Here is a 26,399-nt window from a genome sequence, read left to right on the forward strand (position 1 = left end):
TTCAGGTGCCCGTCAGTGGGCGTGACCGTGGCCGTGGCCGTGGCCCGCGGCCTCTTCCTCCTCCGCCGGCTTCTCGACGACCAGCGTCTCGGTCGTCAGCAGCAGCGAGGCGATCGAGGCGGCGTTCTCCAGCGCGGAGCGGGTCACCTTCACCGGGTCGATGACACCGGCCTTGATCAGGTCGCCGTACTCGCTGGTGGCGGCGTTGAAGCCCTGGCCGGCCTCCATCTCCGCGACCTTGGCCGTGATGACGTAGCCCTCCAGGCCCGCGTTCTCGGCGATCCAGCGCAGCGGCTCGACCGCGGCGCGGCGGACGGTGGCGACACCGGTCGCCTCGTCGCCCTCCTTGCCGAGGCTGCCGTCCAGTACCTTGGCCGCGTGCACGAGCGCGGAGCCGCCGCCGGAGACGATGCCCTCCTCGACCGCCGCACGGGTCGCGGAGATCGCGTCCTCCAGGCGGTGCTTCTTCTCCTTCAGCTCCACCTCGGTGGCGGCGCCGACGCGGATGACGCACACGCCGCCGGCCAGCTTGGCGAGGCGCTCCTGGAGCTTCTCGCGATCCCAGTCGGAGTCGGTCGTCTCGATCTCGGCCTTGATCTGGGCGACGCGGCCCTGCACGTCCTCGGCCTTGCCGGCGCCGTCGACGATCGTGGTGTCGTCCTTGGTGACGGTGATGCGGCGGGCCGAGCCCAGCACGTCGAGGCCGGCCTGGTCGAGCTTGAGGCCGACCTCCTCGGCGATGACGGTGGCGCCGGTCAGCGTCGCCATGTCGCCGAGCATGGCCTTGCGGCGGTCACCGAAGCCGGGCGCCTTGACGGCGACGGCGTTGAAGGTGCCGCGGATCTTGTTGACGACGAGGGTGGAGAGGGCCTCGCCCTCCACGTCCTCGGCGATGATCAGCAGCGGCCTGGAGCCGCCCGCCTGCATGATCTTCTCCAGCAGCGGCAGCAGGTCCTGGATGGAGCTGATCTTGCCCTGGTGGATCAGGATGTACGGGTCGTCGAGGACGGCCTCCATACGCTCCTGGTCGGTGACGAAGTACGGCGAGAGGTAGCCCTTGTCGAAGGCCATACCCTCGGTGAAGTCCAGCTCCAGACCGAAGGTCTGGGACTCCTCGACGGTGATGACGCCGTCCTTGCCGACCTTGTCCATCGCCTCGGCGATCAGCTCGCCGACCTGCTTGTCCTGCGCGGAGAGGGCGGCGACGGAGGCGATGTCCTCCTTGGAGTCGATCGGGCGGGCCGTCTTGACCAGCTCGTCCGAGACCGCGCCGACCGCGGCGTCGATGCCCTTCTTCAGGGCGGCCGGGGAGGCACCGGCGGCCACGTTGCGCAGGCCCTCGCGGACCAGCGCCTGGGCCAGCACCGTGGCGGTGGTGGTGCCGTCACCCGCGATGTCGTTGGTCTTGGTCGCCACCTCCTTGAGGAGCTGGGCGCCCAGGTTCTCGTACGGGTCCTCGACCTCGACCTCACGGGCGATCGTGACACCGTCGTTGGTGATGGTGGGGGCGCCGAACTTCTTGTCGATGACGACATTGCGGCCCTTGGGACCGATGGTCACCTTCACGGTGTCGGCGAGGCTGTTGACGCCGCGCTCAAGGGCGCGACGGGCGTCCTCGTCGAACTTCAGGATCTTCGCCATGGAAGCTGTTGTGTCCTCTCACACGTTCTCGCACGTCTCGTACGCGCACGTTTCGGCCCGTACGAGCCGCGCCCTGGTCCCTGCTACCTCGCACGAGGAGCGGGCACCAGGGCGCGTTTCGACTGCACGCTGCTGCTGCGGAGAGCGGCTGCGTCCGTAGTCAGTAGTACTTCTCGCCGTATTACTTCTCGACGATCGCGAGAACGTCGCGGGCCGAGAGAACGAGGTACTCGTCGCCGTTGTACTTCACCTCGGTGCCGCCGTACTTGCTGTACAGCACGACGTCGCCGACCTTTACGTCGAGCGGCAGGCGGTCGCCGTTCTCGAAGCGGCCCGGGCCGACGGCCAGGACAGCGCCCTCCTGGGGCTTCTCCTTGGCAGTGTCCGGAATGACCAGGCCCGAGGCCGTGGTCTCTTCGGCTTCGAGCGGCTGGACCACAATGCGGTCCTCGAGCGGCTTGATGGCAACCTTGGAGCTGGCGGTCGTCACGATCCGACCTCCCCCTTCGGAGATCTCAAAACGGGGTCTTATGTCTGGGGTGGCGACCTGGTAGATCCGTCGTCGCGGGTGCCGGATCTGCCCGTCGCGTACTGCTGGCACTCCCACGGGGAGAGTGCCAAGGTCGAGATTATGCCTGGCTTAGCACTCGGTCAAGCGGAGTGCTAGCCGCACCGGCTCGCGCCGACCTGAGGGGGCACCCCCTCTCCCGCTTTCCGGGGAGACTCGCCGTGGGACCGAGGCCGTCTGCCGGGTGCGGCGCCGTTGTGGTCGCTCGCGCAGTTCCCCGCGCCCCTTACGGGGCGCGCCCCGGCCCTACCACCCCGGCCCGGGCGCCGGCACGGCACCGCGGCACGGGACAATGGCCGGGTGGATCGTGAGGTGTTCGCGGAGTTGCTCTCCGAGGAGGGGCAGGAGCTGCTGCGTCAGGTGCGGGGCGTCGAGCCCGCGCGGGAGCTGGCCGTGGCCACGCGGCTGCGGCAGCGGTACGAGCCCGCGCTCGTCTCGGCGGCGCTGGCGCAGGGCCGGCTGCGCAGCCGCGCGGAGGCGAAGTTCGGCCAGGACCAGGCGCACGCCCTCTACTTCACCCCGGACGGTCTCGAACAGGCCACCCGCGCCCCTGTGGCGGCGCACCGGGCCCGGCGGATGCGGGAGCTCGGCGTCCGTTCCGCGGTGGACCTGTGCTGCGGCATCGGCGCCGACGCGCTCGCCCTCGCCCGGGAGGGCATCCGCGTACTGGCGGTGGACCGCTCGCCGCTGACGTGTGCGGTGGCCCGTGCCAACGCCGAGGCGCTGAGGCTGGCGGACCTCGTGGAGGTGCGCTGCGCCGATGTCACCGAGGTGGCCACCGACGGCTACGACGCGCTCTTCGCCGACCCGGCGCGCCGCACGGGCCGCGGTCGCGTCTTCGATCCCGAGGCGTACTCCCCGCCGCTCAGCTGGGCCGTGGAGACGGCCCGCGCGGCGCCGCTGGCCGCGTTGAAGGTGGCGCCAGGTATCCCGCACGAGGCGGTGCCGCCGGAGGCGGAGGCCGAGTGGGTCTCGTACGGCGGGGACGTCAAGGAAGCGGTGCTGTGGTTCGGCGCGCGGAAGCCGGGTGGGGTGCGGGCGACGCTGCTGCCCGCCGGTGACACGCTGGCCGGACGCGGGCTGCCCGACCCGGAGGTGGGGCCGGTGGGCCGGTACCTCTACGAGCCGGACGGTGCGGTCATCCGCGCCCACCTGGTCGCCGAGCTGGCGGAGCAGGTGGCGGGGCGGCTGATCGACGCCACGATCGCGTACGTGACGACGGACGCGGAGCACCCGACGCCGTACGCGTCCGGGTACGAGCTCACCGACGTACTGCCGTTCAACGTCAAGAAGCTCCGGGCGCTTCTGCGGGAACGCGGCGTCGGTGTCGTCACCGTCAAGAAGCGTGGCTCCGCGGTCGAACCGGAAGAGCTGCGCCGGAAGCTGAAGCTGGACCCGAAGTCGGCCGCCGGCTCCTGCACCGTCTTCCTGACCCGCGTCGCCGGTGCCCCGAGCATGCTGCTGGGCCACCCGCTGCGGTGACACCGGCATGGAGGGACGCGCCCCGCAGGGGCGCGGGGAACTGCGCGACAAGCCACGACGCAACCCGCAGCCCGCGAGCGTCGGTCAGGAGCAGCCCCGCACCGGACCAACGGGGGCCCTACCGGGTACGGGTGAAGTCCCCGCGGAGGACGCGTTCGGTCAGGGTGTCCTCGGTGAGGGAGCCGTAGCCGGTGGCGGCCCACAGGCTGTGCTCGGGCGGGACCTCGAAGTACGGGATCCGGCGGTCCTCGTGGGCCTGGGTGAGGACTTCCGGTGCGCGACGCGCTGCCACAGCGGCGGCACAGTCCCCGCAGGCCGCGACGTCCAGCGACTCGCGGCGGCCCAGCGGGCGCCAGCGGACGCGCTCCGCAGCGGGCCCGTGCAGCGGGTGGAAGAAGCACAGCGGCAGCGCTGCGGCGGCGCCGTCGGCGGACTCGGAGCGCCGCAGCGCCTCCCGGCCCTCGTGGAGGAGCGCGAGAACGCCCGCGAGGTCGGGTATGTCCCGCGCGTTGTCCAGCACCGTGCCGGCGGCGGAGTAGGCGTCGAGGGAGAGCTGGAGCAGGTCGGTGTCGGCGGCCTCGTCACCGTCGGCGGCGGAGTCGCCGGGCTCGTGGGCGAGCAGTTCCTCGTTGTACGCGAGGAGTTCGCGCTGGGCGCGCTTGCGCAGATCGCGTACGCCCGCCTTGCGCGCCGTCGCGAAGACGGAACGCGGTGAGGTGAACGGCACCCGGACGGAGGTGCGCGAGCGGCGGGCCCGTATGGTCAGCACGGCGACGACGAGTACGGCCAGCGCCGGGACGATCAGCGCCGCGAGCAGCAGCGGGGAGGGGCCGCCCTCGCCGTCCTCGCCGTCCTCGTCCGCCGACGGGCGGTCGCTGCCCTTTGAGTCCTTGATGGCCTCCTCGTACTGCTTGTTTCCGTCGCCCGACTTCACGATCTCCAGCGCGCGGGAGAACTTGGCGTAGAGGCTCTTGTCCGCCATGTCCTCCTGGTAGCCGACGGCCGACACGCCCGAGGACGCCTGGTGCTTACCGTCGCGCGGGAACTCGTAGCCGTTCAGGAAGCCCTCTGTACTGCTGAGGGTCATATAGACGGCTTCCTTGTGCAGGCTCTCCCCGAGCCGGTCGCGTACGACGTCGACCATCTTCTCCGGCTCGCCGCCCCAGGCGTCCCCGGAGATGAACGGGACCACGATGACCCGGACCGGGATGCCCGACGCCTTGATCTTCTTCGCCAGCCGGCGCTGTTGGTCGGCCGGGAACGCCTGCCGGTACGACGGGTCGACGTAGACCGGTGACTTGCGGAGCCCGTCGGCGATCCGCTCGCCGGGCCTGTCCTCGGCGGCACCGGCCGGACCTGCCGTACCGAGCACCAGCAGCACCGCACCGAGCAGTGCCGCGAGTACGGCTGCGCGGAGCCGGGCGGGGCGGGCAGAGGGGGCGCCGGGTGCGGCGCTCGGTTCAGTGGACACCTAGCTGCTCCCGTACTCGGCGGACGATCTGTTCGGCGGTCGGACCCTGGCCCCGGCCGGTGCCCTGCGTGGCATCGAGTGGGCCCGGGACCCGGTGGTAAGGCTCGTACGGCGCGGAGCGGCCGGCGCCGGGGGCGCGCAGACACAGCAGCCGCTCGGCGACGACACCCGCTGTCCGGGCCGTCCGCGCGGACCGGGCCGTCCGTGAGCCGGAGAACGCGGACGACGCCTCCCCGTGTCCGTCGAGCGCGGCACGGCACTCGGCGCACACCGGTCGGGACCTCGCCCCACCGCCTTCGCCGGGAAGCGTCAGCTTTCTGGAGGCGGCCCAGGGCCCGTGCAGCGGGTTGAGGGTGCACAGCCGGAGCTGCGCTGCGGTGGCTGTGGCCCGGTCGGCGAGCACCGCGCGGCCGGTACGGATCAGCGCGAGCCCGGCCGCGAGCGTGGGCGCGTCGGCGTCGGCGTCCACCCGGTTGTCGCCCTCCTGGTCGAGGAGCAGGGTCGCGGCGTCCAGGCAGTCCCAGGCACGGGTGCGTACGGCGTCCGGCAGCTCGGTGGACAGCCGCTCGAACTCGTCGTTCAGCTCGTCCAGTTCGCGCCGTGCCGTCCTGCGCAGCCAGCCGGCCGAGGGACGGGCGGGGGCCTGCGGAGCCGTGTCGTCCGAGGAGGCGGCGGACCGGCGGGCGGCGGACCCGCGGGCGGTGGCCTGCGGAGCGCCGAGACCTGCGCGCCGCGCGGCACCCAGCCCGGCCGCCGTCACCCCGAGCGCTGCCAGTGCGCCCACAGCGCCCAGCAGCGCTCCGGGTCCGAAGTCCCCGGAGTAGAGGGAGGGCAACTTGTCCTCCGCCACCGGGTCCTCGGCGGCGAGCGGGTCCAGATAGGGGCCGCTGCGCGGGCCGGAGGGCGCCCGGTCGATGATCCGCAGGGCTTCGTCCAGCCGGGGATACAGCCCTTCGTCGTCCTTGCCCGCCCTGTCCTCGCCGAAGCGCAGGTCTTCCGTCGCGTCGTACAGCTTTGCGCTGTCCACCTTGGCGCCGTAGTTGACGACCTCCAGCTCGCCGTCCTCGGCGGCGTCCGCGACCACGTAGATGCCGTCGCCTCCGGATCCCAGCCGGCTGTGCAGCCGCTTGGCGAGGAGTTCGCCGTCGCCGCCCGACTCGTCCGTCGTATCGAGGGGGACGACCACAACGTGCACCGGCACGTCCAGCCGCTCCGCGTGCTTCCGCAGCCGGGCCAGCTCGGCACGGCTCAGCAGCCCCGCCGCGAGCGGGTCGGCGTAGACCGGCTCGGAGCGCAGCCCGTGGGCGACCCGGACGGTCCTGGCCTTCATATCGGCGGCGGTGGGCACCGGATCGCCGTCCGAGCGGGTGTCGTCGAAGACGAGCGGCGCACCGACGCCGATGGTGAGCGCCACCCCGGCGGCGACGGGCACCAGCAGCCGGAGCCCCGGCCCCTTCCCGCCCCGCCACCGGCGCACGTACCAGCCGACGGCGACGATGAGCACCGGCACTCCGGTCAGCAGGATGCCGGTGAGGAAGCCCTGGTTCTCGCGGTCGGTGCTGCTGGTGTACAGGTTGTCCGGCTCCTCGCCGGCCCGGCTGGCGTCCGCCCCCTTCTCGGCGCGCTGGGCCGCATCGCCGGATCGCAGCACGTCCACGAAGTGCCGGAAGGTGACCAGCGTGCCCGCGTCGTAGGGCAGTTCGAAGGTGGTCGCCATGGCGGCGTCCCGGGCCGGGACGTCCACGCCGAACGTCCCCACCTCCGGGCTCCCGCCGTCCCCGCCGAACAGCAGGTACAGCCCGTCCTTCCCGAGCCGGTCGTGCACCGCCGCCAGCAGCCCGTCCCCGTCCACGGTTCCGGTCCCGGGCAGCACCAGCACATAGGTCGGCACGCCAGTCCGTTTCGCCTCCTTGACGACGGCGGGCCGGGCGGAGAGGGGGTTGGTGCGCGGAAGCTGGTCGGAAAGATAGACGGGACTCCTACGCAGCTGCTCCGCCAGATACGCGGCGGGCGTCGCCGGTGTGTCCTCGGCCGCCGCAGCGGACCCCGCAGCTCCGCCGAGCCCCAGCACGCCGACGAGCAGCACCGCCCCGGCCCGCGCCCACCACCGCGCGCCTCCCGCAACCCTCCTGCGCATACCGGCCCCCAGCGACAGCCAACCTTCCCGACCCCGCCCATCCTGCCGCGTAACTCACCGTGAACATACCCAGCTCACTCGTTACACCCGCTCGAACCGCCACCTGTGCACCGGCCGGGCCGTCAACTCCTCGGGCGGGTCGGGGAGTTCGGGCACGTCGGCGTCGTAACCGCCCGGCCACCAGGTGATGACCAGTACCCGGTCGCCCGGTGCGGTGAAGTGTTCGCGGCGCTCGCAGGGGACGCCGGAGGGGGGCAAGGTCTGGGCGCGGGCCCAGGCGAGGAGGTCGGGGGCGCGGCCCGGGGTGGCCTTGGCCTCCCACATGAGGGCGACGGTCGGCATCAGCTGTAGAGGTTCTTCCTGCTCAGCTCGTGGACGTGGTCGTGGGAGTGGGCGTGGTCATGCGAGTGGGAGTCGCCGGGCGCGACCGCGACCGCCGACGGGTCCGGTACATGCGGCTCCGTCACCGGGAGCGAGGAGTCGGCGGGCAGGTCCCAGGCGGAGGTGGTGCGGTTGCGGGCGACCATCTCGGCGCCGAGCGCCGCCACCATCGCGCCGTTGTCGGTGCACAGCTTGGGGCGGGGCACCCGCAGGGTGATGCCCGCGGCGGTGCAGCGCTCCTCGGCCATGGCACGCAGCCGCGAGTTGGCGGCGACTCCGCCGCCGATCATCAGGTGGTCGACGCCCTCGTCGCGGCAGGCCCGGACGGCCTTGCGGGTGAGCACATCGGTGACGGCTTCCTGGAAGGAGGCGGCGACATGGGCGACGGGCACCTCCTCGCCCGCGTTCCGCTTCGCCTCGATCCAGCGGGCCACGGCGGTCTTGAGGCCGGAGAAGGAGAAGTCGTACGGCGCGTCACGCGGACCGGTCAGGCCGCGCGGGAAGGCGATGGCGTCCGGGTCGCCCTCCCTGGCGTACTTGTCGATGACCGGTCCGCCGGGGAAGCCCAGGTTGAGCACGCGCGCGACCTTGTCGAACGCCTCGCCCGCCGCGTCGTCGATGGTTGAGCCCAGCGGCCGTACGTCGGAGGTGATGTCGGGCGCCAGCAGCAGCGAGGAGTGACCGCCGGAGACCAGGAGCGCCATCGTCGGCTCGGGCAGCGCCCCGTGTTCGAGCTGGTCGACGCAGATGTGCGAGGCGAGGTGGTTGACGCCGTAGAGCGGCTTGCCCAGCGCGTACGCGTACGCCTTCGCCGCCGAGACGCCGACGAGCAGCGCCCCGGCGAGCCCCGGGCCCGCGGTGACGGCGATGCCGTCGAGGTCGGTGGCGGCGATCCCGGCCTCTTTCAGCGCGCGCTCGATCGTCGGGACCATCGCCTCCAGATGCGCCCGGCTGGCGATCTCCGGCACGACGCCGCCGAACCGTGCGTGGGTGTCCACGCTGGAGGCGACGGCGTCGGCCAGCAGCGTGTGCCCGCGCACGATCCCGACGCCGGTCTCGTCGCAGGAGGTCTCGATGCCGAGAACGAGCGGTTCGTCAGCCATGGCTCTTCGATCCTTGGTGCGTGTTCGGAAGGGTGTTCGCGGGGGTGTCCCCGGGGGTGTCGGCGGCGTACGCCGCCGGGTCGGCCAGCCGCATCACCAGCGCGTCGACGTTCGCGGGCTGGTAGTAGCCGCGCCGTATGCCGATGGGCTCGAAGCCGAAGCGCTCGTAGAGGCGCTGCGCCGGTGCGTTGTCCACCCGCACCTCCAGCAGCACCTCCGCGCACTCGAAGTCGGTCGCTGCCCGCAGCAGCGCGCGCAGCAGCCGGGAGCCGAGCCCGGTGCCCCGGTGGGTGGGCAGGACGCCGATGGTCTGGATGTCGCCGGTGCCGCCGATCGCCGCCAGTCCGCCGTACCCGACGAGGGAGCCGTCCGGCTCTTCGGCGACCAGATAGCGGCGGGTAGCGTCCGGTCCGCGGGCGTGCGCCAACTCCGACCAGAACATCCCCGCCGACCAGGCGTCCTCGGGGAAGAGCTGCTGTTCGAGGGCGAGCACCGGCTCGATGTCCCACCAGCGCATCTCGCGCAGCGTGACCCCCGTCGGTCTGCTGACCGGGTCGTACGCGTCCCCGGCCGGCTCTGCCGCGCTCACCTCGGCGTGACCACCTTGTAGCCCGCGGGCACCTGCGCGTCCGGCCGCCGCAGATACAGCGGGCGGGGCGGCAGCAGCTCCTCGCCGCGCGCCAGCCGTTCGGCCGCGAGCCGGGCGAGTGCCGATGCCGACTGGTCGGTCGGCAGATCGCGTCGTACGCCGCGGAAGACGGACTCGTACAGCACCGCTCCCGCGCCGACGGCCGGCAGCTCGCCGATCTGCTGGTCGGCGGCCTCGATGTCGGCGGCCCTGGCCACGGCCGGGTCGGTCACCCGGGTACGCGCATCGGCGTACCGCGCCCAGTAGACCTCCTTGCGGCGCGCGTCCGTCGCGACGACGAACGGCTCCGTCAGCCCGGAGGCGTACGCGATGCCGTCCAGCGTGCACACCCCGTGCACCCGCTGGCCCAGCGCCGCGGCGAACGCCTCGGCCGTCGCCAGGCCGACCCGCAGCCCGGTGTAGGGCCCGGGGCCGACGCCGACGACCACGTCCGTGACCTCGGCGAGTTTCCGGCCCGCCGCACTGAGCACCGCATCGACACAGGGCAGCAGCAGTTCGCCGTGGCGGCGGGCGTCGACCTTGTGGGCGGTGGCGAGCGTGCGGTCGCCCTCGGCGTCGTGGAGCGCGACGGCGACAGCGGGTGTGGCGGTATCCAGCGCGAGCATCAACACCCGACCAGCCTACGGCGCCCACGCGGCACACCCTCACCCGTGCGGGCCCGCTGCCCCTTTCGTGTGGCTGCACGCGCCGCTGCCCGGTGAGCTGTACGGCCGCTACTTGCCCTCGTTCGTGGCTGCCTTGCCGAACGGCACGTTGACGCCGGTCAGCTCCGCGCGGATGCCCTCCTTGGCGACGGAAACGCCGCGCAGCCGGACATCGCCGGGCAGCTTGGGCAGCTTGAGGTGGAGGGCGAGCTTGTCGGCGAGCTTCGGCTCCTCGATCTTCTTGAGGGCCTCGATCAGCGCCGGGTCGATCCCCATCTTCTTCAGCAGCTGCGGGTGCTGGACGACGACGTCGAGCAGGTTGAGCCGCATCACCTTGTCCGTGAACCGCGGCGAACCCGTCACCCGGTGCAGCTGCCGGTCGCTGTGCCGCACCTGCCGGGCACGTTCCGGCGTCATACCGAACCGCTTGGCGATCGAGCGCACTCCGAACAGCGCCCGCGCCTTCTCCCGGTCGTGCTGGATGCGCTCGGCAAGTGGGCGGGACAGCCGCAGGCCCGCCTGCTTGCCGGTGCCGGGCGTGAAGCTGAACATCTTGGGGACGACCAGCCGCATCTCGTCCACCGTGGTGCCCACGCCGTGGTCGCCGGTCCGTTCCACGCGGGCGCGGGCATGCACCTTGACCTCGGAACCCGCGACGGGCAGCTCCCCCGCGGCCAGTACGGTGCGCTTGCCGGCCGGGGTGAACTTCACATGGGAGGTGCCCAGCTCGCGGTCCAGGTCGTCGAAGTCGAGCAGGACATCGCCCTTCATCCGGCCGAGCACCGCGCCCCGCACGGAGGACGGCGCATCGCCGATGATCTTCACATCGTTGACGGTTCCGCTGACCTGTGCGACCGACACCCGGCCCGCGGGTACATCGGGGATTGCCACTTCCACCTGGTCCAGTCGGCCCCGCGCGACCTGGGTGAGGAAGGGGAAGCCGTTGATGTGCACCTCCGGGCGGGCGTGCAGATGCAGCGAGTCCTGCACCTTCTCGGCCGCCTTGCCCTCGGCGTAGAGCGCGGCCCAGCGGTCACCGATCCCGAGAAAGGCCAGCAGCGCGCAGCAGGCGATGCCCAGCTTGACGGTGCGCGAGAAGCGGGAGCGGCGGCGCCGGCGGACGGCACGCAGATACGGCATCCGGTCCTCGTACGCGGGCTCGTCGTAGTCGGAGCGCAGGCCGAAACCGCGCAGTCCGCCCTCGTACGGGTCGTCGGAGTCCCCGTGCGTGCCGTCCCCGCCGTCCGCCAGCGCCTCGTACGGGTTCGGGGTGGGCCCGCCCATGGGCGCTGTGTCGGCCGGCGGGGCCAGCGCGGCCAGCTCGTCGTACGGGTTGGCCGGACGGTGAGCGTCGCCCTGATGACCCGGGTGGCCCCCGTAGCCCTCGGGAACCTGATGGGCCTGAGGTTCGGGGATTTTCGGTATGGAGGTTGTGGAGTTTGTCGAGGAACCGTGGGGGGTCATCGCCTTATGCGAACACAGGCACGGCTGTTACTCCAAGTTCTCCCCTCAGCCGCCCCCCGGCCACCCGCCCCGGCTACTCCCCTGGCCTGGGGGTACTCCGGGCCGACCGGGCGTATCGAGCCGTACGCGGTACGCCTGCTGCTACCGTCAATCACCGGTCAGGCACGCAGGCACGAGAGGTGGCAGCGCACGGTGGCACGCAGCAGCAGCGGCAGCGCCGGAGTGATCGTGGCCGGGCTGACGGCAGTGGCCCTCGCCGTGATCGGTTTCTTCGCGTACCAGGCGTCGGCCGCCCAGGAGCGGGCCGGAAAGCCGTCCGACGCCAACACGGCCAAGCCCTCGCCCGGCGCCTCCGACGGGAAGGGCCGCGCGCCCGCGCGGAAGGACACCGCGCTGCCCGCCGCCAGCGGACAGGGCCACCGGGTCGTCTACGCGCTCAAGCAGCAGCGGGTGTGGCTGGTCGGCAAGAACGGCAAGGTCACCAGGACCTACGGGGTCTCCCCCAGCACCGTCAGCCCGCCACCGGGCACCTACAAGGTCACCTCGCGCGCCTCCCATGTGACGGGCTCGGACGGGGTCCCGGTCGAGAACGTCGTACGGTTCGCCAGCGTCGACGGCGTCACGATCGGTTTCAGCGCGGCACTGCACGGCTCGACGCCGACTCCGGACACCGCCCGCAAGACCGGCGGCATCCGCGAGAAGCGCGAGGACGGCGAAGCGCTCTGGCTCCACGCGCCCATCGGCACCCGCGTGGTGGTGCTCCGCTAGGCACGGGGTGCCCCTGCTCGCGGTCCGCAGGCTGCGGGTGCGTTGTGGCTGGTCGCGCAGTTCCCCGCGCCCCTTCGGGGCGCACCTCCCCTGCTGTGCTTGGGAGGTCTGCGCCTGGGGGTACCCCCTGCTCGAAGAGCTTGGGGGAGCAGGGCTGGCAAGCGCAGCGCCCACGCGGGGTACGCAAGCTAACGCTCGGAGTCGGACTCCTCCGCGTCGGACGGAGGTCTGGACACGGCGGCCGCGGCCGCGCAGGACGCGAGCAGCTCACTCATGGGCGGGGTGGTGCCGTGCGGAGCACGGTCGGTGCTTCCATCCGCGGACGCCGCCTCGTCCCGCGCGGGCACACGCGGCCGCGTATGCGGCGCTCGCTCCGGCTTCTGTGCGGTCATGGCTCCTCCAGGGGCGTCGGCACGGCGGCACTTAGGCATACCTAACCGCGCTCTCACCTCCCATGGGACCATGGCCCGCACAGAACGCGCAACATCTTGCCGACACCATGTCGGAACAGCGGAGCAGCGAACGGCACCCCGCGCCGTGCCTGCCTACGCCAGAGCCGCCAGGTCCTCCTCCGCCCAGCGCTCCCCCACGCCCACAAAGGTGACGGTCCGCGAATCGTCGGCACCCTCCTGCGAGCTCTCCCCCAACGCGCGGGAGATGACGACGTGCAGCCTCTCCTCCGTCAGCTCCTCCACCTTGCCCTCGCCCCACTCCACGACGACCACCGACTCGGGCAACGAGACGTCCAGGTCGAGGTCCTCCATCTCCTCCAGGCCGCCGCCGAGCCGGTAGGCGTCCACATGGACGAGCGGCGGGCCGTCCGTCAGCGAGGGATGGACACGGGCGATGACGAAGGTGGGCGAGGTCACGGCGCCGCGCACGCCCAGCCCCTCGCCCAGGCCGCGCGCCAACGTCGTCTTCCCGGCGCCGAGTTCACCCGTCAGCAGGACAAGGTCCCCGGCCCGCAGCAGCCGGGCGAGCCGTACGCCGAGCTCGCGCATCGCCTCGGCTGTGCGCACGGTGACGGTGACCTCGTGCCGGGTGCCGGAACCGGTGCTGCCTGCGGGATCGACCGGGAGGCCGCCGTCACCGCCGGAAGGGCCGTCGGACGGAGCCTGTGGAGGCGGGACAGGATGCTGGTGGTGCGGTGCTTCCATGCGTCCGGATGGTACGCGCCAGCAACCGGGCCAAGTGCTCGTTGACCGGCTCGGGACGCTCCAGCATGGCCAGGTGACCGGTCGCCTCCAGAATCACGAACGCGGCGTCCGGAAGCGCCGCCGCGATCTGCTCGCTGTGCTCGCTCGGCGTCATCAGATCGCGGTCGCCGGCCAGCACCAGCACGGACCGCCCGTCGAAGGCGGCCAGCGCGGTGGTCTTCTCGTGCTCCGCGAAAGCCGGATAGAACTCCGCGACGACGTCTACCGGCACCGACTCGATCAGGCGCTCCGCGAACCGCGCCACCCCCGGGTCCACCTCGCGCGGGCTGCCGAAGGAGTACCGCTTCACCACCCCCGCGAACAGATCGGCGGTCGCCCGGCGCCCACGCTCGACCAGTTCTGACTGCCCGGCCAGCGCCCGCAGCACCCCGGGCACCACCCGCCGCACGGCCCGCACCCCGGCGGCAGGAAGGCCGTAGGTCACCTCTGCGAGGCCGCCCGCGCTGGTGCCGAGGAGCGCCACGCCCGCGACGCGCTCGGCCACGTACTCCGGAAACTGCTCGGCCAGCGCCATCACCGTCATGCCGCCCATCGAATGCCCCACCAGCACCACAGGGCCCTCGGGTGCTGCGGCGTCGAGCACGGCCTTCAGATCGCGGCCCAGCAGATCGATGGAGACCGGCTCCCCGGCGGGCGCCCGCGCCGAGCGGCCGTGGCTGCGCTGATCCCAGTACACGCACCGCACCGCACCGCGCAGCGCGGCCCGCTGGAAGTGCCACACGTCCTGGCTGAGGCAGTAGCCGTGCGAGAACACCACGGTGAGCGGCGCCGCGGCGCTCCGGCTCCGCCCGCGCAGCAGCCCCAGCAGCCGCGCCCAGTACCCGGCCATCGGGCCGGGGCCCCCGGCTTCCGCGCCGTCGCCGTCCGTGCCGTCGCCCGCCTCGGACAACGGTTCGGTGAGGGGTACGGGGCTCACCTCGGGACCGCCCAGGCCGTCGCCGGAGCCGGTGACTGCCGCCGCGGCGTCGGCCGATGCGGGTGGCAGCGGGAAGTCGGCGGGTTCGTCGATCTCGTAGTACAGCTCCGTGCCGTCCTCAGCGAGGGCCCGGCCGGGGGTGCCGCGCAGCGTGCCGTAGGGACCCGCGGCATCCAGCGCCAGCCGGGCCTTACGGCGTACGGCGCGGTGGACCGTGAGCCGTTCGAGGGCGACACCGGCCGCGACGACGCCGAGGGCCGCACCCGCGACGCCCGCCCGGCGCGTCCAGTCCGCACCACCGGCAGCCCGCGAGGACTGCGGGGATCGGGAGGACAGATCCGCAGCGCCCTCGGCGGCTGCTGCTGCCGTACGCCAGGCGCTGCGGGCGGTCTGCACGGCGCCGACGGCCTGCAGCGCCTGCTGCGCGCGTTGCGCCGACTGCGGTGCCTGCTGTGCGGGTGGTGACTGCTGTGCGGGTTGTGCGCGTTGCGTGTGCCTCTGGACCTTGCTGTCGTCGCTCATGACCGCCCCCGTCCGTCCCGTTCGCCCGGTCCCGTACCACCTACCGGTCGCGGCTACCGGTCGGCCTGCTCATTGGCGTATACCCGGGGCACCCGGGCGCTGATCCGGGTGACGATCTCGTAGGAGATGGTGCCTGCCGCGCGGGCCCAGTCCTCGGCAGTGGGTTCGCCCAGGTCTCCGGGGCCGAAGAGGACGACACGGTCGCCCGCCGCCGCGTGGTCGCCGCCGAGGTCGACGACGAACTGGTCCATGGCCACCCGGCCGGCCACCGTCCGCCACTTGCCCGCCACCAGCACCGGACCGGCGCCGGACGCATGCCGGGGAAGGCCGTCGCCGTAACCGACCGGCACCAGCCCGAGGGTCGTCTCCCCGGGAGTGGTGTAGGCGTGCCCGTAGCTGACTCCATGGCCGCCGGGCACCCGCTTGACCAGCGCGAGCGAGGCACTGAGCGTCATCGCCGGGCGCAGTCCGAGGCTGTCCGCCGTGCCGACCTCGGGGGACGGGGAGAGGCCGTAGACGGAGACGCCGGGTCGTACGAGGTCGAAGTGGGACTCGGGCAGAGTGAGCGTCGCCGGCGAGTTCGCCTGGTGCCGCACCTCGGGGTCGAGCCCGGCGCGCTCGGCGACGGCGACGGCCTCCCGGAAGGCGTCGAGCTGCGCGGCATTGGCCGGGTGGCCCGGTTCGTCGGCGCAGGCGAAGTGCGACCAGATGCCGGTGACCTTCAGCGCGCCCTCCGCCTCCGCGGCGCGCGCGGCGGCCACCAGCTGCGACCAGTCGGCGGGCTGGCAGCCGTTGCGGCCCAGCCCGGTGTCGGCCTTCAGATGCACGCGCGCGGGGCGCCCGGCGGCGCGCGCTGCCGTCACGATCTCGTCCAGCGCCCAGTTGCCGCTCGCCGAGACATCGATGTCCCGCTCGATCGCCTCCCGCCACGGGCCGCCCGGCGTCCACAGCCAGCACAGAAGGCGGCCCCGGTCCCCGGCGTCCCGCAGCGCGATCGCCTCCTCGGGGGTGGCGGTGCCCAGCCAGCCGGCCCCCGCCTGCCGCGCCGCGCGGGCGCACGGCACGGCCCCGTGTCCGTATCCGTCCGACTTGACGACGGCCATCAGCTCGGCCCGCGGCGCATACCCGCGCAGCGTCCGTACGTTGTCCCGCAGAGCGCCGAGATCGATCTTTGCCTGGGCCCTGCCGAAGTCTTCGGCCTGGATGTCGCCGCCAGGGTGCTGGTACACGTCGTTCACCGGTTCAGTGTCGCAGGTGCCGGATCCGATGCGGCCCCTCAAGTGGTCCCTCGCGCTCTCAGTGGCCCGTCGCCCCGTCTATCCGCTCGCGCATCAGATCGGCGTGACCGCAGTGCTGGGCGTACTCCGCGATCATGTGGATCAGCGCCCGGCGCAGCGAGAAGGGGCGGCCGGTGCGGGCGTGCGTCCCCGTCGCGTCCAGCTCCGCGGCAGCCACGATCTCGCGGGAGCGCTCGCACTCGGCGCGCCATACGGTCAGCGCCTCGGCGGGGTCACCGTCCAGTGCGTCGAAGTCCTGGTCGGGATCGTCGTCCGAGTAGTACAGCAGCGGCAGTTCCTCCCCCGCGAACTGGATGCGGAACCACCAGCGCTCCACCCCCGCCAAATGCCGCAGCAGCCCGTGCAGGCTCATACCGGACGGCGGGACCGTACGCTCCGAGAGCGCTTCGGGCGGCACACCTGTGCACTTGAGCAGCAGCGTCTCGCGGTACCAGTCGATATAGCGGGTCAGCAGTTCGCGCTCGTCCCCCACCAGGGGCAGCGGCTCCCGAGTGTCGTCCGCCCATTGCGCGGCGAAGGCGACCGGTGCGCCGTCCACAGCGTGTTCGTCAGCCATGCGAGGAGTGTGACACCGGCCACTGACAGCGCCCCGAAAACCGGTTGCCCGCACTCGCACAATGGCGCTGTGACCTGGACCATCAAACCCGAGCCTGTGACCGCCCCGGACTCCGTCGCCACCATCCGCGCCTATCTGGACGAGATCGTCGGCCGCTACTACGAGCGCCCCGCGACCGAGCAGGAGATCGATGCCGCGCTGGTCGCGGAGCCGGATGACGGACTCGTCCCGCCCAAGGGTGCGTTCCTGCTGGCCCGCGCCCACGCCGACGGCGCCGTCGCCGGCTGCACCGCCGTCCTCATGGTGGCGGAGACGACCGCCGAGATACGCCGCGTCTGGGTGGCCCCGCACGCCCGCAAAGGCGGCCTCGGCGGACTGCTGATCCGCACCGCCGAGTGCGCCGCGCTCGACATGGGCGCGAGGTCCGTGCGGCTGGACACCCGGCGCGATCTGGTGGAGGCCAGGCGGCTGTACGCACGGCACGGGTACGAGGAGATCGCACCGTTCAACGACTCGCCCTACGCCGATCACTGGTTCGGCAAGCCGCTGCGCCCGGTGCTCGCCCCCCTCCAGGAGCGGAAACCCGTGAGCGAGTAGGCCACCGGGGTCCTCCGGCTTCCGGGCAGCGCCCGGCGATGAGTTCCGCCCGCGCCGCCGGACCCGGCTGGAGCACGCCCCCGGAGTGCTCAGGTGCCCCGGAGCACGTCCTGCCATGCCGTGGCCAGCGCCGCAGCGACGTCCGTTGCGGCGGGCGGGTCGGTGGCGAGGCGGCCGGCGAAACCGTGCAGATAGGCGGCGGCCGAGGCCGCGTCGCGCGCGGACAGGCCCGCCGCCAGCAACCCGCCCGCCAGCCCGGTCAGTACGTCGCCGCTGCCCGCCGTCGCCAGCCATCCGGTCCCGGTGGCGTTCACCCGTACGGGGGAAGGCGGGGAGCCGGCCCGTGGCGGCTCGGCGACCAGTGTCGTGGAGCCCTTGAGCAGCACGGTGGCCCCGGTCTGCTCCGTCAGCCGCCGTACCGCCACCAGCCGCCCGGACTCCACCTCCTCGCGTGCCACCCCGAGCAGCGCCGCGGCCTCACCGGCGTGCGGGGTCAGCAGGGTGGGCGCGGTCCGGGTGCGTACGGCGTCCATGTCCATCAGCCGCAGCCCGTCCGCGTCCACGAGCACCGGTACGTCGGAGTCCAGCACCTCGTCGACGGCATGCCGCGCCGCCGGTTCGTCGCCCAGGCCCGGACCGACGGCCCACGCCTGGACCCGGCCGGCATGACCGGGCGGGCCCTCGGAGACGAGCGTCTCCGGGTAACGGCCGACGACCGCCTCAGCGCCGGGCCCCACATAGCGCACGGCGCCCGCGCCGCTGCGCAGCGCGCCGGAGACGGCCAGCACCGCGGCCCCCGGATAGCGCCCGGAGCCTGCGACGACACCGACGACACCGCGCCGGTACTTGTCGCTCTCCGCCTGCGGCCTGGGCAGCAGCCGGGCCACGTCGGCGTGCTGGAGGGCCTCCACCTCAGGGGTCCCGGGCAGATACGGGCCGAGACCGATGTCGACCAGCCGGACGGCACCCGCGCACTCCCTCGCCGGGTCGATCAGCAGCCCCGGCTTGTACGCGCCGAAGGTGACCGTCGCCTGTGCCGCCAGCGCCGGGCCCGGGACCTCGCCCGTGTCGGCGTCCACCCCGCTGGGCAGATCGACGGCGACGACCGGCACCCCGGCCTCCCGTACCAGATCGGCCAACTCCACTGCCGCAGGCCGCAGTCCGCCCTTGCCGCCGATCCCGACGATGCCGTCCACCACAAGGTCGGCGCCCGCGATAACATCGCCGACCGGCTCCGCGACGCCCTCCACCACGGCGCCCGGCGCCACCCGCACCCGTCCCCCGGCAGCCCGCAGCGCGGCCAGCCCGCCCTCGTGCACACGTTCGGGCGCCAGCAGCACGGCGGTCACCCCGGCGCCGCGCCGCGCCAGCCGGGCGCCCGCGTACAGCGCGTCCCCACCGTTGTCGCCGCTGCCGACGAGGAGCACCACCCGCACCCCGTACGTCCGGCCCAGCAGCCGTCCGCACGCCGCCGCCAGCCCGGCCGCGGCCTGCCGCATCAGCGCGCCCTCGGGCAGCCGTGCCATCAGCGCCTGCTCGGCGGCACGCACGGTCTCCACGCCGTAACCAGTCCTCATGCCCCCAGTGTGGCGTCCGCCTCACCCGGCCGCGCCCCGGGGCCGGGGCCGTGGCGGATCAGCTCTCCGCGACGACGACGGCCGAGGCCACCCCCGCATCGTGCGAGAGGGACACATGCCAGCCGCGTACGCCCAGTTCGGCGGCGCGCTCGGCCACCGTGCCGCGTACGCGCAGATACGGCTGGCCCGAGTCGGCCGTGCACACCTCGGCGTCGGTCCAGCGCAGCCCACTGGGCGCGCCCAACGCCTTGGCCAGCGCCTCCTTCGCGGCGAACCGGGCCGCGAGCGAGGCGATCCCGCGCCGCTCCCCGCTGGGCAGCCACAGCTCCCGGTCGACGAAGAGCCGGTCCGCCATGCTGGGCGTACGCGCCAGGGAGGTGGCGAAGCGGTCGATCTCCGCGACGTCGATCCCCACCCCGATGATCATGGCTGTCTCACTTCCGCACACCTCGTCCGCCGTCTCGTCGCCGGCACGTCACCGACGAGGTGAGAGTACGCGGAACGTCAGCGCAGGAATCCGGCTCCCGCCGGATCACTCACCCTGCGCCATCCGCTCTATGGCCTCCTGCATCAGCTCCAGATACTCCGACTCCTCGCACCGCGGCTTGCTGCCCATCACGTACAGCTCCAGCGAGTCGGTCAGGTCCTCGGTCAGATCCTCGTCCGGGAGCCCGTCGGCCAGATCGCTGTAGATGTGACCTGCATGGCCCGCCAACGGGTCGACCCGGAAGGTTCGCCGGATGCGGGGGCGACGTATGCGACTAAGGGGGTACGACATGGGCGGAACATAGCCCCAATCGGCACACCACGTACACCTTTTGTTCGCAGATTGTCCGACCGGTCGACAAAGGGGGGCACCATCAGGCAGGCTCACCGCCCCGTCCCGGGTTACCGGGGGTCAGCCGCCCCGGAGGTGAGCGCCCCGCGCCGCCCGCGCAGAATGGCACCGTGTCCACGAAGCCCTACGTCGATCTCAGCCGCTCGGAGTGGAGCGCCCTGCGCGAGCGCACCCCGCTCCCCCTGACCGCCGCCGAGGTCGAGGCGCTGCGCGGGCTCGGCGACGTCATCGACCTCGACGAGGTGCGGGACATCTACCTGCCGCTCTCCCGGCTGCTCAACCTGTACGTCGGAGCCACCCACGAGCTGCGCAGGACGCTCAACACCTTCCTCGACGATCCGAGCCGCCCGGGTCGGCACGCCCCGCAGCGCGGCATCCCGTTCGTGATCGGCGTCGCGGGCAGCGTCGCCGTCGGCAAGTCCACGGTCTCCCGGCTGCTCCAGGCGCTGCTCGCCCGCTGGCCGGAGCACCCGCGTGTGGAGCGCGTGACCACGGACGGTTTCCTGCTGCCCAAGGCCGAGCTGGAGCGGCGCGGCCTGATGTCCCGCAAGGGCTTCCCCGAGTCGTACGACCGCCGCGCGCTGACCCGCTTCGTCGCCGACATCAAGGCGGGCAAACCGGAGGTGACGGCCCCGGTCTACTCACACCTGGTCTACGACATCGTCCCGGGCGAGCGGCTGACCGTGCACCGGCCGGACATCCTCATCGTCGAGGGCCTCAACGTCCTCCAGCCCGCGCTGCCCGGCAAGGACGGCCGCACCCGGCTGGCCGTCGCCGACTACTTCGACTTCTCCGTCTACGTGGACGCCCGTACCGCCGACATCGAGCGCTGGTACCTGGAGCGGTTCCGCAAGCTGCGCGAGACCGCGTTCCAGGACCCGCGCTCGTACTTCCACCGCTTCACATCGGTCTCCGAGGAAGAAGCCCTCGACTACGCGCGCAACACCTGGCGCACCATCAACGAGCCCAACCTCCGCCAGAACATCGCCCCCACCCGTGGCCGGGCCACCCTCCAACTCCACAAGGGCCCCGACCACAAGGTGCAGCGGCTGTCACTCAGAAAGCTGTAGGCGCCCCCACCCCGTCAGGCCCGCGCAGCCACGCGCGCCCCGGCCGGCGAGGGCGCTCGGCACCGGCGTCACCCCAGCGCGCGCTTCACCACATCCGCGAGCCGCCCCGCAACCGCCTGCGCATGCTCGATGTCCGCGGCCTCCACCATCACCCGCACCAGCGGCTCCGTCCCGGAGGGCCGCAGCAGCACGCGCCCGGTCTCCCCCAGCTCCCGTTCCGCCTCCGCGACGGCGGAGACCAGCTCGGGCGCGGTCCCCACCCGCGACCTGTCCACGTCCGGCACGTTCACCAGCACCTGCGGCAGCCGCTCCATCACTCCGGCCAGCTCCCCCAGCGGCTTGCCCGTCGCGGCGACCCGCGCCGCCAGCATCAGACCGGTCAGGGTCCCGTCGCCCGTGGTGGCGTGGTCGAGCACGATCACATGCCCGGACTGCTCGCCACCGAGCGAGAATCCGCCGCGCTTCATCTCCTCCAGCACATAACGGTCCCCGACCGCGGTCTGCACCAGGCCGACGCCTGCCCGCTCCATGGCGAGAGTGAAGCCGAGATTGGACATCACCGTCGCGACAACGGTGTCCTTGCGCAGCTGCCCGGCCTCCTTCATGGCGAGCGCGAGGACGGCGAGAATCTGGTCGCCGTCGACCTCGCGGCCGTCCGCGTCGACGGCCAGGCACCGGTCGGCGTCGCCGTCGTGCGCGACCCCGAGATCCGCACCGTGCCGTACGACGGCGTCCCGCAGGCCGTCGAGATGGGTGGAGCCGCAGTCGTCGTTGATGTTGAGGCCGTCGGGGTCGGTACCGATGGTGATCACGTCGGCACCCGCCCGGGCGAACGCCTCGGGCGAGACACGGGCCGCCGCGCCGTGTGCCCCGTCGATGACGATCTTCAGCCCGTCGAGCCGGTTCGGCAGCACGCCGACCAGGTGGGCGACATAGTTGTCGAAGCCCTCGTCGTAGTCCCTGACCCGGCCGACCCCGGCCCCGGTGGGCCGCGCCCACGGCTCGCCGGCGGTGTGCTCGCGGTGGAGGGCCTCGATACGGTCCTCCAGCTCGTCGGCGAGCTTGTGGCCGCCGCGCGCGAAGAACTTGATGCCGTTGTCGGGCATCGGGTTGTGGCTGGCCGACAGCATCACGCCCAGGTCGGCACCGAGGGACCCGGTCAGATAGGCGACGGCGGGCGTCGGCAGCACGCCGACCCGCAGCACGTCGACCCCCGCACTGGCCAGCCCGGCCACGACAGCGGCCTCCAGGAACTCGCCGGAGGCCCGCGGATCCCGCCCGACGACGGCGACCGGCCGTGAGCCGCCGGGAGCGCTCGCCTCCGCCTCCACGTCCGCTCCCGCCTTCGCCTCGGTCAGCACGTGTGCCGCCGCGACCGACAGACCGAGCGCCAGCTCGGCCGTCAGCCCCTCGTTGGCGACACCACGTACGCCGTCGGTACCGAAGAGTCGTGCCACAGTCGTTCCTCCGAGTTCTGGGGGCGTTCTCCGGGCATTCACCGGGCGGGCCTGGGAAAGCCCGGCACACCAGGTATACGCCCCGTTGTCAGCGTGACGGCATGTGCGCCGCCGTCACAAGACCGGGTGTCGGGCCGGACGCCGCACGGCGGCCCGAACGACCGATGCCCCGCCGGCACCGAGGTGAGGTGCCGACGGGGCATCCGGGCTGCAGTCTTTCCGCTCCAGTGAGCGCCAGATCAGCGCTTGCTGTACTGCGTGCCCTTACGGGCCTTCTTCAGACCGGCCTTCTTGCGCTCGACCGCACGGGCGTCACGCGTGAGGAAACCGGCCTTCTTGAGCGGGCCGCGGTTGTTGTCCACGTCCGCCTCGTTCAGCGCGCGGGCCACGCCGAGGCGCAGGGCACCGGCCTGACCCGAGATGCCGCCGCCGGAGATACGGGCGACCACGTCGTAGCGGTCGTCCAGCTCCAGGACCTTGAACGGCTCGTTGACTTCCTGCTGGTGCACCTTGTTCGGGAAGTAGCCCTCGAGGGTGCGACCGTTGATCTTCCACTGACCCGAGCCGGGGATGATCCGGACGCGGGCGATGGCGTTCTTACGGCGACCGGTGCCGGCGGCCGGCTGCGGGTCGCCGAAACGGGAGGCGAGGGACTCGGAGGTGTACTCCTCCGGGGCCTCGGGGGTCTCGGTCGTGTACTCCTCGACACCCTCGACGGGGGTCTCAGCGGTGGTCTCGGCCACGATTCTCCTCAGCTTCTCTTCAGTCGTAGGGGGTGGCCGGACTTACTGCGCGACCTGGCTGATCTCGAACGGCACGGGCTGCTGAGCACCGTGAGGGTGCTGGTCGCCCGCGTAGACCTTCAGCTTCGAGAGCATCTGACGGCCCAGGGTGTTCTTGGGGAGCATGCCCTTGACGGCCTTCTCCACGGCCTTCTCCGGGTTCTTCTCCAGCAGCTCGTCGTAGCGGACGGACCGCAGGCCACCCGGGTAGCCGGAGTGGCGGTACGCCATCTTCTGGGTCCGCTTGTTGCCCGAGAGGTGCACCTTGTCGGCGTTGATGATGATGACGAAGTCACCAGTGTCGACGTGAGGCGCGTACACGGGCTTGTGCTTACCCCGCAGGAGGGTGGCGGCCTGGGAGGCCAGACGGCCGAGGACGACGTCCTGGGCGTCGATGACGTGCCACTGGCGCTGAATGTCGCCAGGCTTGGGGCTGTACGTACGCACGGTCGTAGCCTTCGCTTCTTCAGTGATTGGGTCCTGACAGGGCCAACCAGGCAGATCACGACAGGCAAGATCGCATGCGGTGACGCATCCGCATGCTGATCGCTGGTCATCGACCGGTAGGCCGGTGTAGTAGCCCCCCACGTGAGAACAGGCAAGCCAATACACACAACGAACCAGCAGGATACCGACACTCACCCGCAAGGGTCAAAACGGCCCTCCCCTCACCGAGCCCGCACCACCCGCCCCTCACCCCACACCGGCTCCGCAACCTCCCGCACCCGCCCATCAGCACCGAACACCAGAAAACGATCAAAGGCACGGGCAAACCAGCGATCATGCGTCACCGCCAGCACCGTCCCCTCGAACGCCTCCAACCCCTCCTGCAGCGCCTCCGCCGACTCGAGATCCAGGTTGTCCGTCGGCTCGTCCAGCAAAAGCGCCGTCGCCCCGGCCAGCTCCAGCAACAGGATCTGGAAGCGGGCCTGTTGGCCGCCGGACAGGCGGTCGAAGGGGAGCTGGGCCTGGCGGGTGAGCTCGTAACGCCGTAGGGCGGACATCGCGGCGCCGCGGTCGTGGGCGTGCTCCTTCCAGAGGATGTCCAGGAGGCTGCGGCCCTCCAGCTCGGGGTGGGAATGGGTCTGGGCGAAGTGCCCGGGCACCACACGGGCGCCCAGCTTCCAGCCACCCGTATGAGCGACCTCGCCACCCGCCAGCAGCCGCAGGAAGTGGGACTTGCCGGAGCCGTTGGAGCCGAGCACCGCGACCCGCTCCCCGTAGAAGACCTCCAGGTCGAAGGGGCGCATCAGCCCCGTCAGCTCCAGCCCCTCGCAGGTGATCGCGCGTACCCCCGTACGGCCGCCCCGCAGCCGCATCCGGATGTCCTGCTCGCGCGGCGGTTCCAGCGGCGGGCCCGCCTCCTCGAACTTCTGCAGCCGGGTGCGGGCCGCCTGCAGGCGGGAGGCCATGTCGGAGTTGAAGGCGGCCTTCTGCTTGTACATGGCGACCAGCCGTTTGAGCTTCGCGTGCTCCTCGTCCCAGCGCCGCCGCAGCTCCTCGAACCGCGCGAACCGTTCCTGACGCGCCTCGTGGTACGTCGCGAAACCGCCCCCGTGCACCCATACGTCGCTGCCCGCTGCCCCCGGCTCCACGCTGACGATCCGGTCAGCGGCACGGGCCAGCAGCTCGCGGTCGTGGGAGATGAACAGCACCGTCTTGTTCGTCTCGCGCAGCCGCTCCTCCAGCCACCGCTTGCCGGGGACGTCCAGATAGTTGTCCGGCTCGTCCAGCAGCAGCACCTCGTCGGTGCCGCGCAGCAGCGACTCCAGTACGAGCCGCTTCTGCTCGCCACCCGAAAGGGTGCGCACCTGCCGCCACTGCGCCTTCTCGTACGGGACGCCCAGCGCGGCGACCGTACACATGTCCCACAGCGTCTCCGCCTCGTACCCGCGCGCCTCCGCCCAGTCGGCGAGCGCCTGCGCGTACTGGAGCTGCGCCGCCTCGTCGTCGACGGTCATGACCGCGTGCTCGGCATCGTCCACGGCCCGCGCCGCCGAACGGATCCGCGGATGCGCCACCGAGACCAGCAGGTCCCGCACCGTGCTCCCGTCCCGCACGCTCCCCACGAACTGCGGCATCACCCCCAGTCCGCCGCTGACCGTCACCGTTCCGGCGTCCGGTTTCAGCTCCCCCGCGATCAGCCGCAGCAGCGTCGTCTTGCCCGCCCCGTTCGCCCCCACCAGCGCCACCGAGGCGCCCTCGCCCACCCGCAGCGACGCATCGTCGAAGAGCGCTCTTCCGTCGGGCAGGTAGAACTCCAGATGCGCGACTTCGACATGTCCCATGCCCGCAATCGTCACGTTCCGACGACGCCTGAGCCAAGCGAATATCGGGCGCAATAAGATGCGCTCATGAGCTTTGGGCAGGGGGGACCCGGTTGGGGTTCCCAAGGCGGACCCGACTGGAACTCCGGCGGGAACCCCGGGGGCTGGAACCCCGGGGGCCCTGAGGGCTCCGGACCCGACTGGGCAGCACTCGCGGAGCAGGCCGAACGCAGCCGTGCCCGGCGTCGACGCTGGCTGATGGCGGGCGGCGGAGCACTGGCCACCGCCGCCATTGCAGGCATCGTCGCGGTGGCCGTCGTCAACGAGGACGGCTCGCAGGGTGCTTCCGACAAACCCTCGGACTCCTTGCCCCCCGCCAAGGAGGTGTCGCCCACGGACGACCCGCCGAAGCCCACCTTCAAGGACGAGCCGCCGCCCCCGCCGCCGCCCCGGGACTTCATCTCGGACGCCAAGCGGGACAAGGCGCCGCTCAGCGCGAAGACGCTGTACCCCACCAAGCGCGTCACCATCAACGGCCACCCCTACAAGCTGGCCAAGACCGGTACGAGCAAGAACTGCGCAGACGCGGCCCACGCGGGCCTAGGCCCGGTGCTGACCCGTAACAACTGCACCGCTGTCTACCGCGCCACCTACACCCACGACGGCCTCGCCGTCACCGTGGGCATCGCGGTCTTCAAGGACACCAAGACCGCCGAGAAGGTCAAGAAGGAGTACCAGCCCAACCTGGTCGCCCTCCCCGGCGGCGGCGTCCCCGACTTCTGCCGCACCGTCACCTGCCGCACCACGGCCAACTCCCTCGGCCGCTACGCCTACTTCACCATCGCCGGCCGCACCAACGGCGAGCCCTCCGACGCAGGCGACAAGAAAGCCCAGCAGGCCGCCCTCGACGGCTCCAACTACGCCTATGCCCGCGTACTCAAACGCGGCAAGGACCAGTCGGAGGCAGCTGCGAAGTAGGAGGAGGACCCCAACG

General features: G+C 72.2%; 26 protein-coding genes. 5 read left to right on the top strand and 21 right to left on the bottom strand.

Features of this window, described 5'->3' with window-relative positions; genetic code table 11:
* Positions 1–12 precede the first annotated feature (12 nt).
* Positions 13–1,641 carry a chaperonin GroEL gene (gene groL / locus ACTWP9_RS02155; RefSeq protein WP_443244198.1) on the bottom strand — a complete coding sequence of 543 codons (1,629 nt, stop codon included), beginning with the start codon at positions 1,639–1,641 and terminating at the stop codon, positions 13–15.
* Positions 1,642–1,822: 181 nt separating this feature from the next.
* The gene (gene groES, locus ACTWP9_RS02160) at positions 1,823–2,131 is read right to left on the bottom strand and encodes a co-chaperone GroES (protein WP_443244199.1); all 309 of its coding nucleotides are present in this window, start codon (positions 2,129–2,131) and stop codon (positions 1,823–1,825) included.
* 378 nt (positions 2,132–2,509) lie between these two features.
* Between groES and ACTWP9_RS02165 the strand changes: the two genes are divergently transcribed.
* A complete protein-coding gene (locus tag ACTWP9_RS02165) occupies positions 2,510–3,691 on the top strand; it encodes a class I SAM-dependent methyltransferase (protein WP_443244200.1) in 1,182 nt (393 codons plus the stop codon).
* A gap of 118 nt (positions 3,692–3,809) precedes the next feature.
* Here the strand turns inward: ACTWP9_RS02165 and ACTWP9_RS02170 are convergent, their stop codons facing one another.
* From ACTWP9_RS02170 to ACTWP9_RS02200, 7 genes are all read right to left on the bottom strand, one after another.
* On the bottom strand, positions 3,810–5,162 hold the full coding sequence (locus ACTWP9_RS02170; RefSeq protein WP_443244201.1) for a hypothetical protein: 1,353 nt from the start codon (positions 5,160–5,162) through the stop codon (positions 3,810–3,812).
* The gene (locus ACTWP9_RS02175; protein ID WP_443244202.1) at positions 5,152–7,299 is read right to left on the bottom strand and encodes a hypothetical protein; all 2,148 of its coding nucleotides are present in this window, start codon (positions 7,297–7,299) and stop codon (positions 5,152–5,154) included. The genes ACTWP9_RS02170 and ACTWP9_RS02175 overlap by 11 nt, the downstream gene beginning before the upstream one ends.
* Positions 7,300–7,380: 81 nt before the next feature.
* Positions 7,381–7,641: a hypothetical protein gene (locus ACTWP9_RS02180; RefSeq protein ID WP_443244203.1), complete on the bottom strand. Its 261-nt coding sequence runs from the start codon at positions 7,639–7,641 to the stop codon at positions 7,381–7,383.
* Positions 7,641–8,783 carry a tRNA (adenosine(37)-N6)-threonylcarbamoyltransferase complex transferase subunit TsaD gene (gene tsaD / locus ACTWP9_RS02185; protein ID WP_443244204.1) on the bottom strand — a complete coding sequence of 381 codons (1,143 nt, stop codon included), beginning with the start codon at positions 8,781–8,783 and terminating at the stop codon, positions 7,641–7,643. The genes ACTWP9_RS02180 and tsaD overlap by 1 nt, the downstream gene beginning before the upstream one ends.
* Positions 8,776–9,300: a ribosomal protein S18-alanine N-acetyltransferase gene (gene rimI, locus ACTWP9_RS02190; RefSeq protein WP_443244381.1), complete on the bottom strand. Its 525-nt coding sequence runs from the start codon at positions 9,298–9,300 to the stop codon at positions 8,776–8,778. Before rimI ends, tsaD begins: the two co-directional genes overlap by 8 nt.
* Positions 9,301–9,368: 68 nt before the next feature.
* The gene (gene tsaB, locus ACTWP9_RS02195) at positions 9,369–10,043 is read right to left on the bottom strand and encodes a tRNA (adenosine(37)-N6)-threonylcarbamoyltransferase complex dimerization subunit type 1 TsaB (protein WP_443244205.1); all 675 of its coding nucleotides are present in this window, start codon (positions 10,041–10,043) and stop codon (positions 9,369–9,371) included.
* 102 nt (positions 10,044–10,145) lie between these two features.
* Entirely contained in the window at positions 10,146–11,540 is a 1,395-nt protein-coding gene (locus tag ACTWP9_RS02200; RefSeq protein WP_443244206.1) for an LmeA family phospholipid-binding protein, read from the bottom strand.
* Positions 11,541–11,732: 192 nt separating this feature from the next.
* Here ACTWP9_RS02200 and ACTWP9_RS02205 point away from each other — a divergent pair, with 192 nt between their 5' ends.
* Positions 11,733–12,308, top strand: coding sequence for a L,D-transpeptidase (locus ACTWP9_RS02205; protein ID WP_443244207.1), 576 nt, complete (start codon positions 11,733–11,735; stop codon positions 12,306–12,308).
* A gap of 188 nt (positions 12,309–12,496) precedes the next feature.
* On the opposite strand, the gene ACTWP9_RS02210 is transcribed toward ACTWP9_RS02205, so the two are convergent.
* The 5 genes from ACTWP9_RS02210 to ACTWP9_RS02230 all read right to left on the bottom strand — a co-directional run bounded on the left by ACTWP9_RS02210 (position 12,497) and on the right by ACTWP9_RS02230 (position 16,817).
* A complete protein-coding gene (locus ACTWP9_RS02210) occupies positions 12,497–12,700 on the bottom strand; it encodes a hypothetical protein (protein ID WP_443244208.1) in 204 nt (67 codons plus the stop codon).
* A 153-nt stretch (positions 12,701–12,853) separates the two neighbouring features.
* Positions 12,854–13,465: a tRNA (adenosine(37)-N6)-threonylcarbamoyltransferase complex ATPase subunit type 1 TsaE gene (gene tsaE / locus ACTWP9_RS02215; protein WP_443244209.1), complete on the bottom strand. Its 612-nt coding sequence runs from the start codon at positions 13,463–13,465 to the stop codon at positions 12,854–12,856.
* Positions 13,395–14,963: an alpha/beta fold hydrolase gene (locus ACTWP9_RS02220; protein WP_443244210.1), complete on the bottom strand. Its 1,569-nt coding sequence runs from the start codon at positions 14,961–14,963 to the stop codon at positions 13,395–13,397. Before ACTWP9_RS02220 ends, tsaE begins: the two co-directional genes overlap by 71 nt.
* A gap of 53 nt (positions 14,964–15,016) precedes the next feature.
* Complete coding sequence (gene alr, locus ACTWP9_RS02225) at positions 15,017–16,201, bottom strand: alanine racemase (RefSeq protein ID WP_443244211.1); 1,185 nt, start codon at positions 16,199–16,201, stop codon at positions 15,017–15,019.
* Between the two features lie 58 nt (positions 16,202–16,259).
* A complete protein-coding gene (locus tag ACTWP9_RS02230) occupies positions 16,260–16,817 on the bottom strand; it encodes a DinB family protein (RefSeq protein ID WP_443244212.1) in 558 nt (185 codons plus the stop codon).
* A gap of 69 nt (positions 16,818–16,886) precedes the next feature.
* Between ACTWP9_RS02230 and ACTWP9_RS02235 the strand changes: the two genes are divergently transcribed.
* A complete protein-coding gene (locus tag ACTWP9_RS02235) occupies positions 16,887–17,414 on the top strand; it encodes a GNAT family N-acetyltransferase (protein WP_443244213.1) in 528 nt (175 codons plus the stop codon).
* Between the two features lie 89 nt (positions 17,415–17,503).
* Here the strand turns inward: ACTWP9_RS02235 and ACTWP9_RS02240 are convergent, their stop codons facing one another.
* The 3 genes from ACTWP9_RS02240 to ACTWP9_RS02250 form a co-directional block, all read right to left on the bottom strand.
* Positions 17,504–18,991 carry an NAD(P)H-hydrate dehydratase gene (locus ACTWP9_RS02240; protein ID WP_443244214.1) on the bottom strand — a complete coding sequence of 496 codons (1,488 nt, stop codon included), beginning with the start codon at positions 18,989–18,991 and terminating at the stop codon, positions 17,504–17,506.
* A 58-nt stretch (positions 18,992–19,049) separates the two neighbouring features.
* Entirely contained in the window at positions 19,050–19,418 is a 369-nt protein-coding gene (locus tag ACTWP9_RS02245; RefSeq protein ID WP_443244215.1) for a holo-ACP synthase, read from the bottom strand.
* A 105-nt stretch (positions 19,419–19,523) separates the two neighbouring features.
* Positions 19,524–19,769 (bottom strand): hypothetical protein, encoded by a 246-nt coding sequence (locus tag ACTWP9_RS02250; RefSeq protein WP_443244216.1) that lies wholly within the window; start codon positions 19,767–19,769, stop codon positions 19,524–19,526.
* 170 nt (positions 19,770–19,939) lie between these two features.
* Between ACTWP9_RS02250 and coaA the strand changes: the two genes are divergently transcribed.
* Positions 19,940–20,899 carry a type I pantothenate kinase gene (gene coaA, locus ACTWP9_RS02255; protein ID WP_443244217.1) on the top strand — a complete coding sequence of 320 codons (960 nt, stop codon included), beginning with the start codon at positions 19,940–19,942 and terminating at the stop codon, positions 20,897–20,899.
* Between the two features lie 68 nt (positions 20,900–20,967).
* Here coaA and glmM read toward each other — a convergent pair whose 3' ends face one another.
* The 4 genes from glmM to ACTWP9_RS02275 all read right to left on the bottom strand — a co-directional run bounded on the left by glmM (position 20,968) and on the right by ACTWP9_RS02275 (position 25,426).
* Entirely contained in the window at positions 20,968–22,356 is a 1,389-nt protein-coding gene (gene glmM, locus ACTWP9_RS02260) for a phosphoglucosamine mutase (RefSeq protein ID WP_443244218.1), read from the bottom strand.
* A gap of 239 nt (positions 22,357–22,595) precedes the next feature.
* Positions 22,596–23,099, bottom strand: a complete 504-nt coding sequence (gene rpsI, locus ACTWP9_RS02265) for a 30S ribosomal protein S9 (RefSeq protein ID WP_099883495.1) — start codon at positions 23,097–23,099, stop codon at positions 22,596–22,598.
* A 42-nt stretch (positions 23,100–23,141) separates the two neighbouring features.
* Positions 23,142–23,585: a 50S ribosomal protein L13 gene (rplM, locus tag ACTWP9_RS02270; protein ID WP_209243302.1), complete on the bottom strand. Its 444-nt coding sequence runs from the start codon at positions 23,583–23,585 to the stop codon at positions 23,142–23,144.
* A 221-nt stretch (positions 23,586–23,806) separates the two neighbouring features.
* Positions 23,807–25,426 (bottom strand): ABC-F family ATP-binding cassette domain-containing protein, encoded by a 1,620-nt coding sequence (locus tag ACTWP9_RS02275; RefSeq protein WP_443244219.1) that lies wholly within the window; start codon positions 25,424–25,426, stop codon positions 23,807–23,809.
* Positions 25,427–25,492: 66 nt separating this feature from the next.
* On the opposite strand from ACTWP9_RS02275, the gene ACTWP9_RS02280 reads away from it, so the two are divergent.
* The gene (locus ACTWP9_RS02280; RefSeq protein ID WP_443244220.1) at positions 25,493–26,383 is read left to right on the top strand and encodes a hypothetical protein; all 891 of its coding nucleotides are present in this window, start codon (positions 25,493–25,495) and stop codon (positions 26,381–26,383) included.
* Positions 26,384–26,399: the final 16 nt, after the last annotated feature.

Source organism: Streptomyces sp. 3N207, assembly GCF_052246355.1.
In the GTDB taxonomy this organism is placed as follows: Bacteria; Actinomycetota; Actinomycetes; order Streptomycetales; family Streptomycetaceae; genus Streptomyces.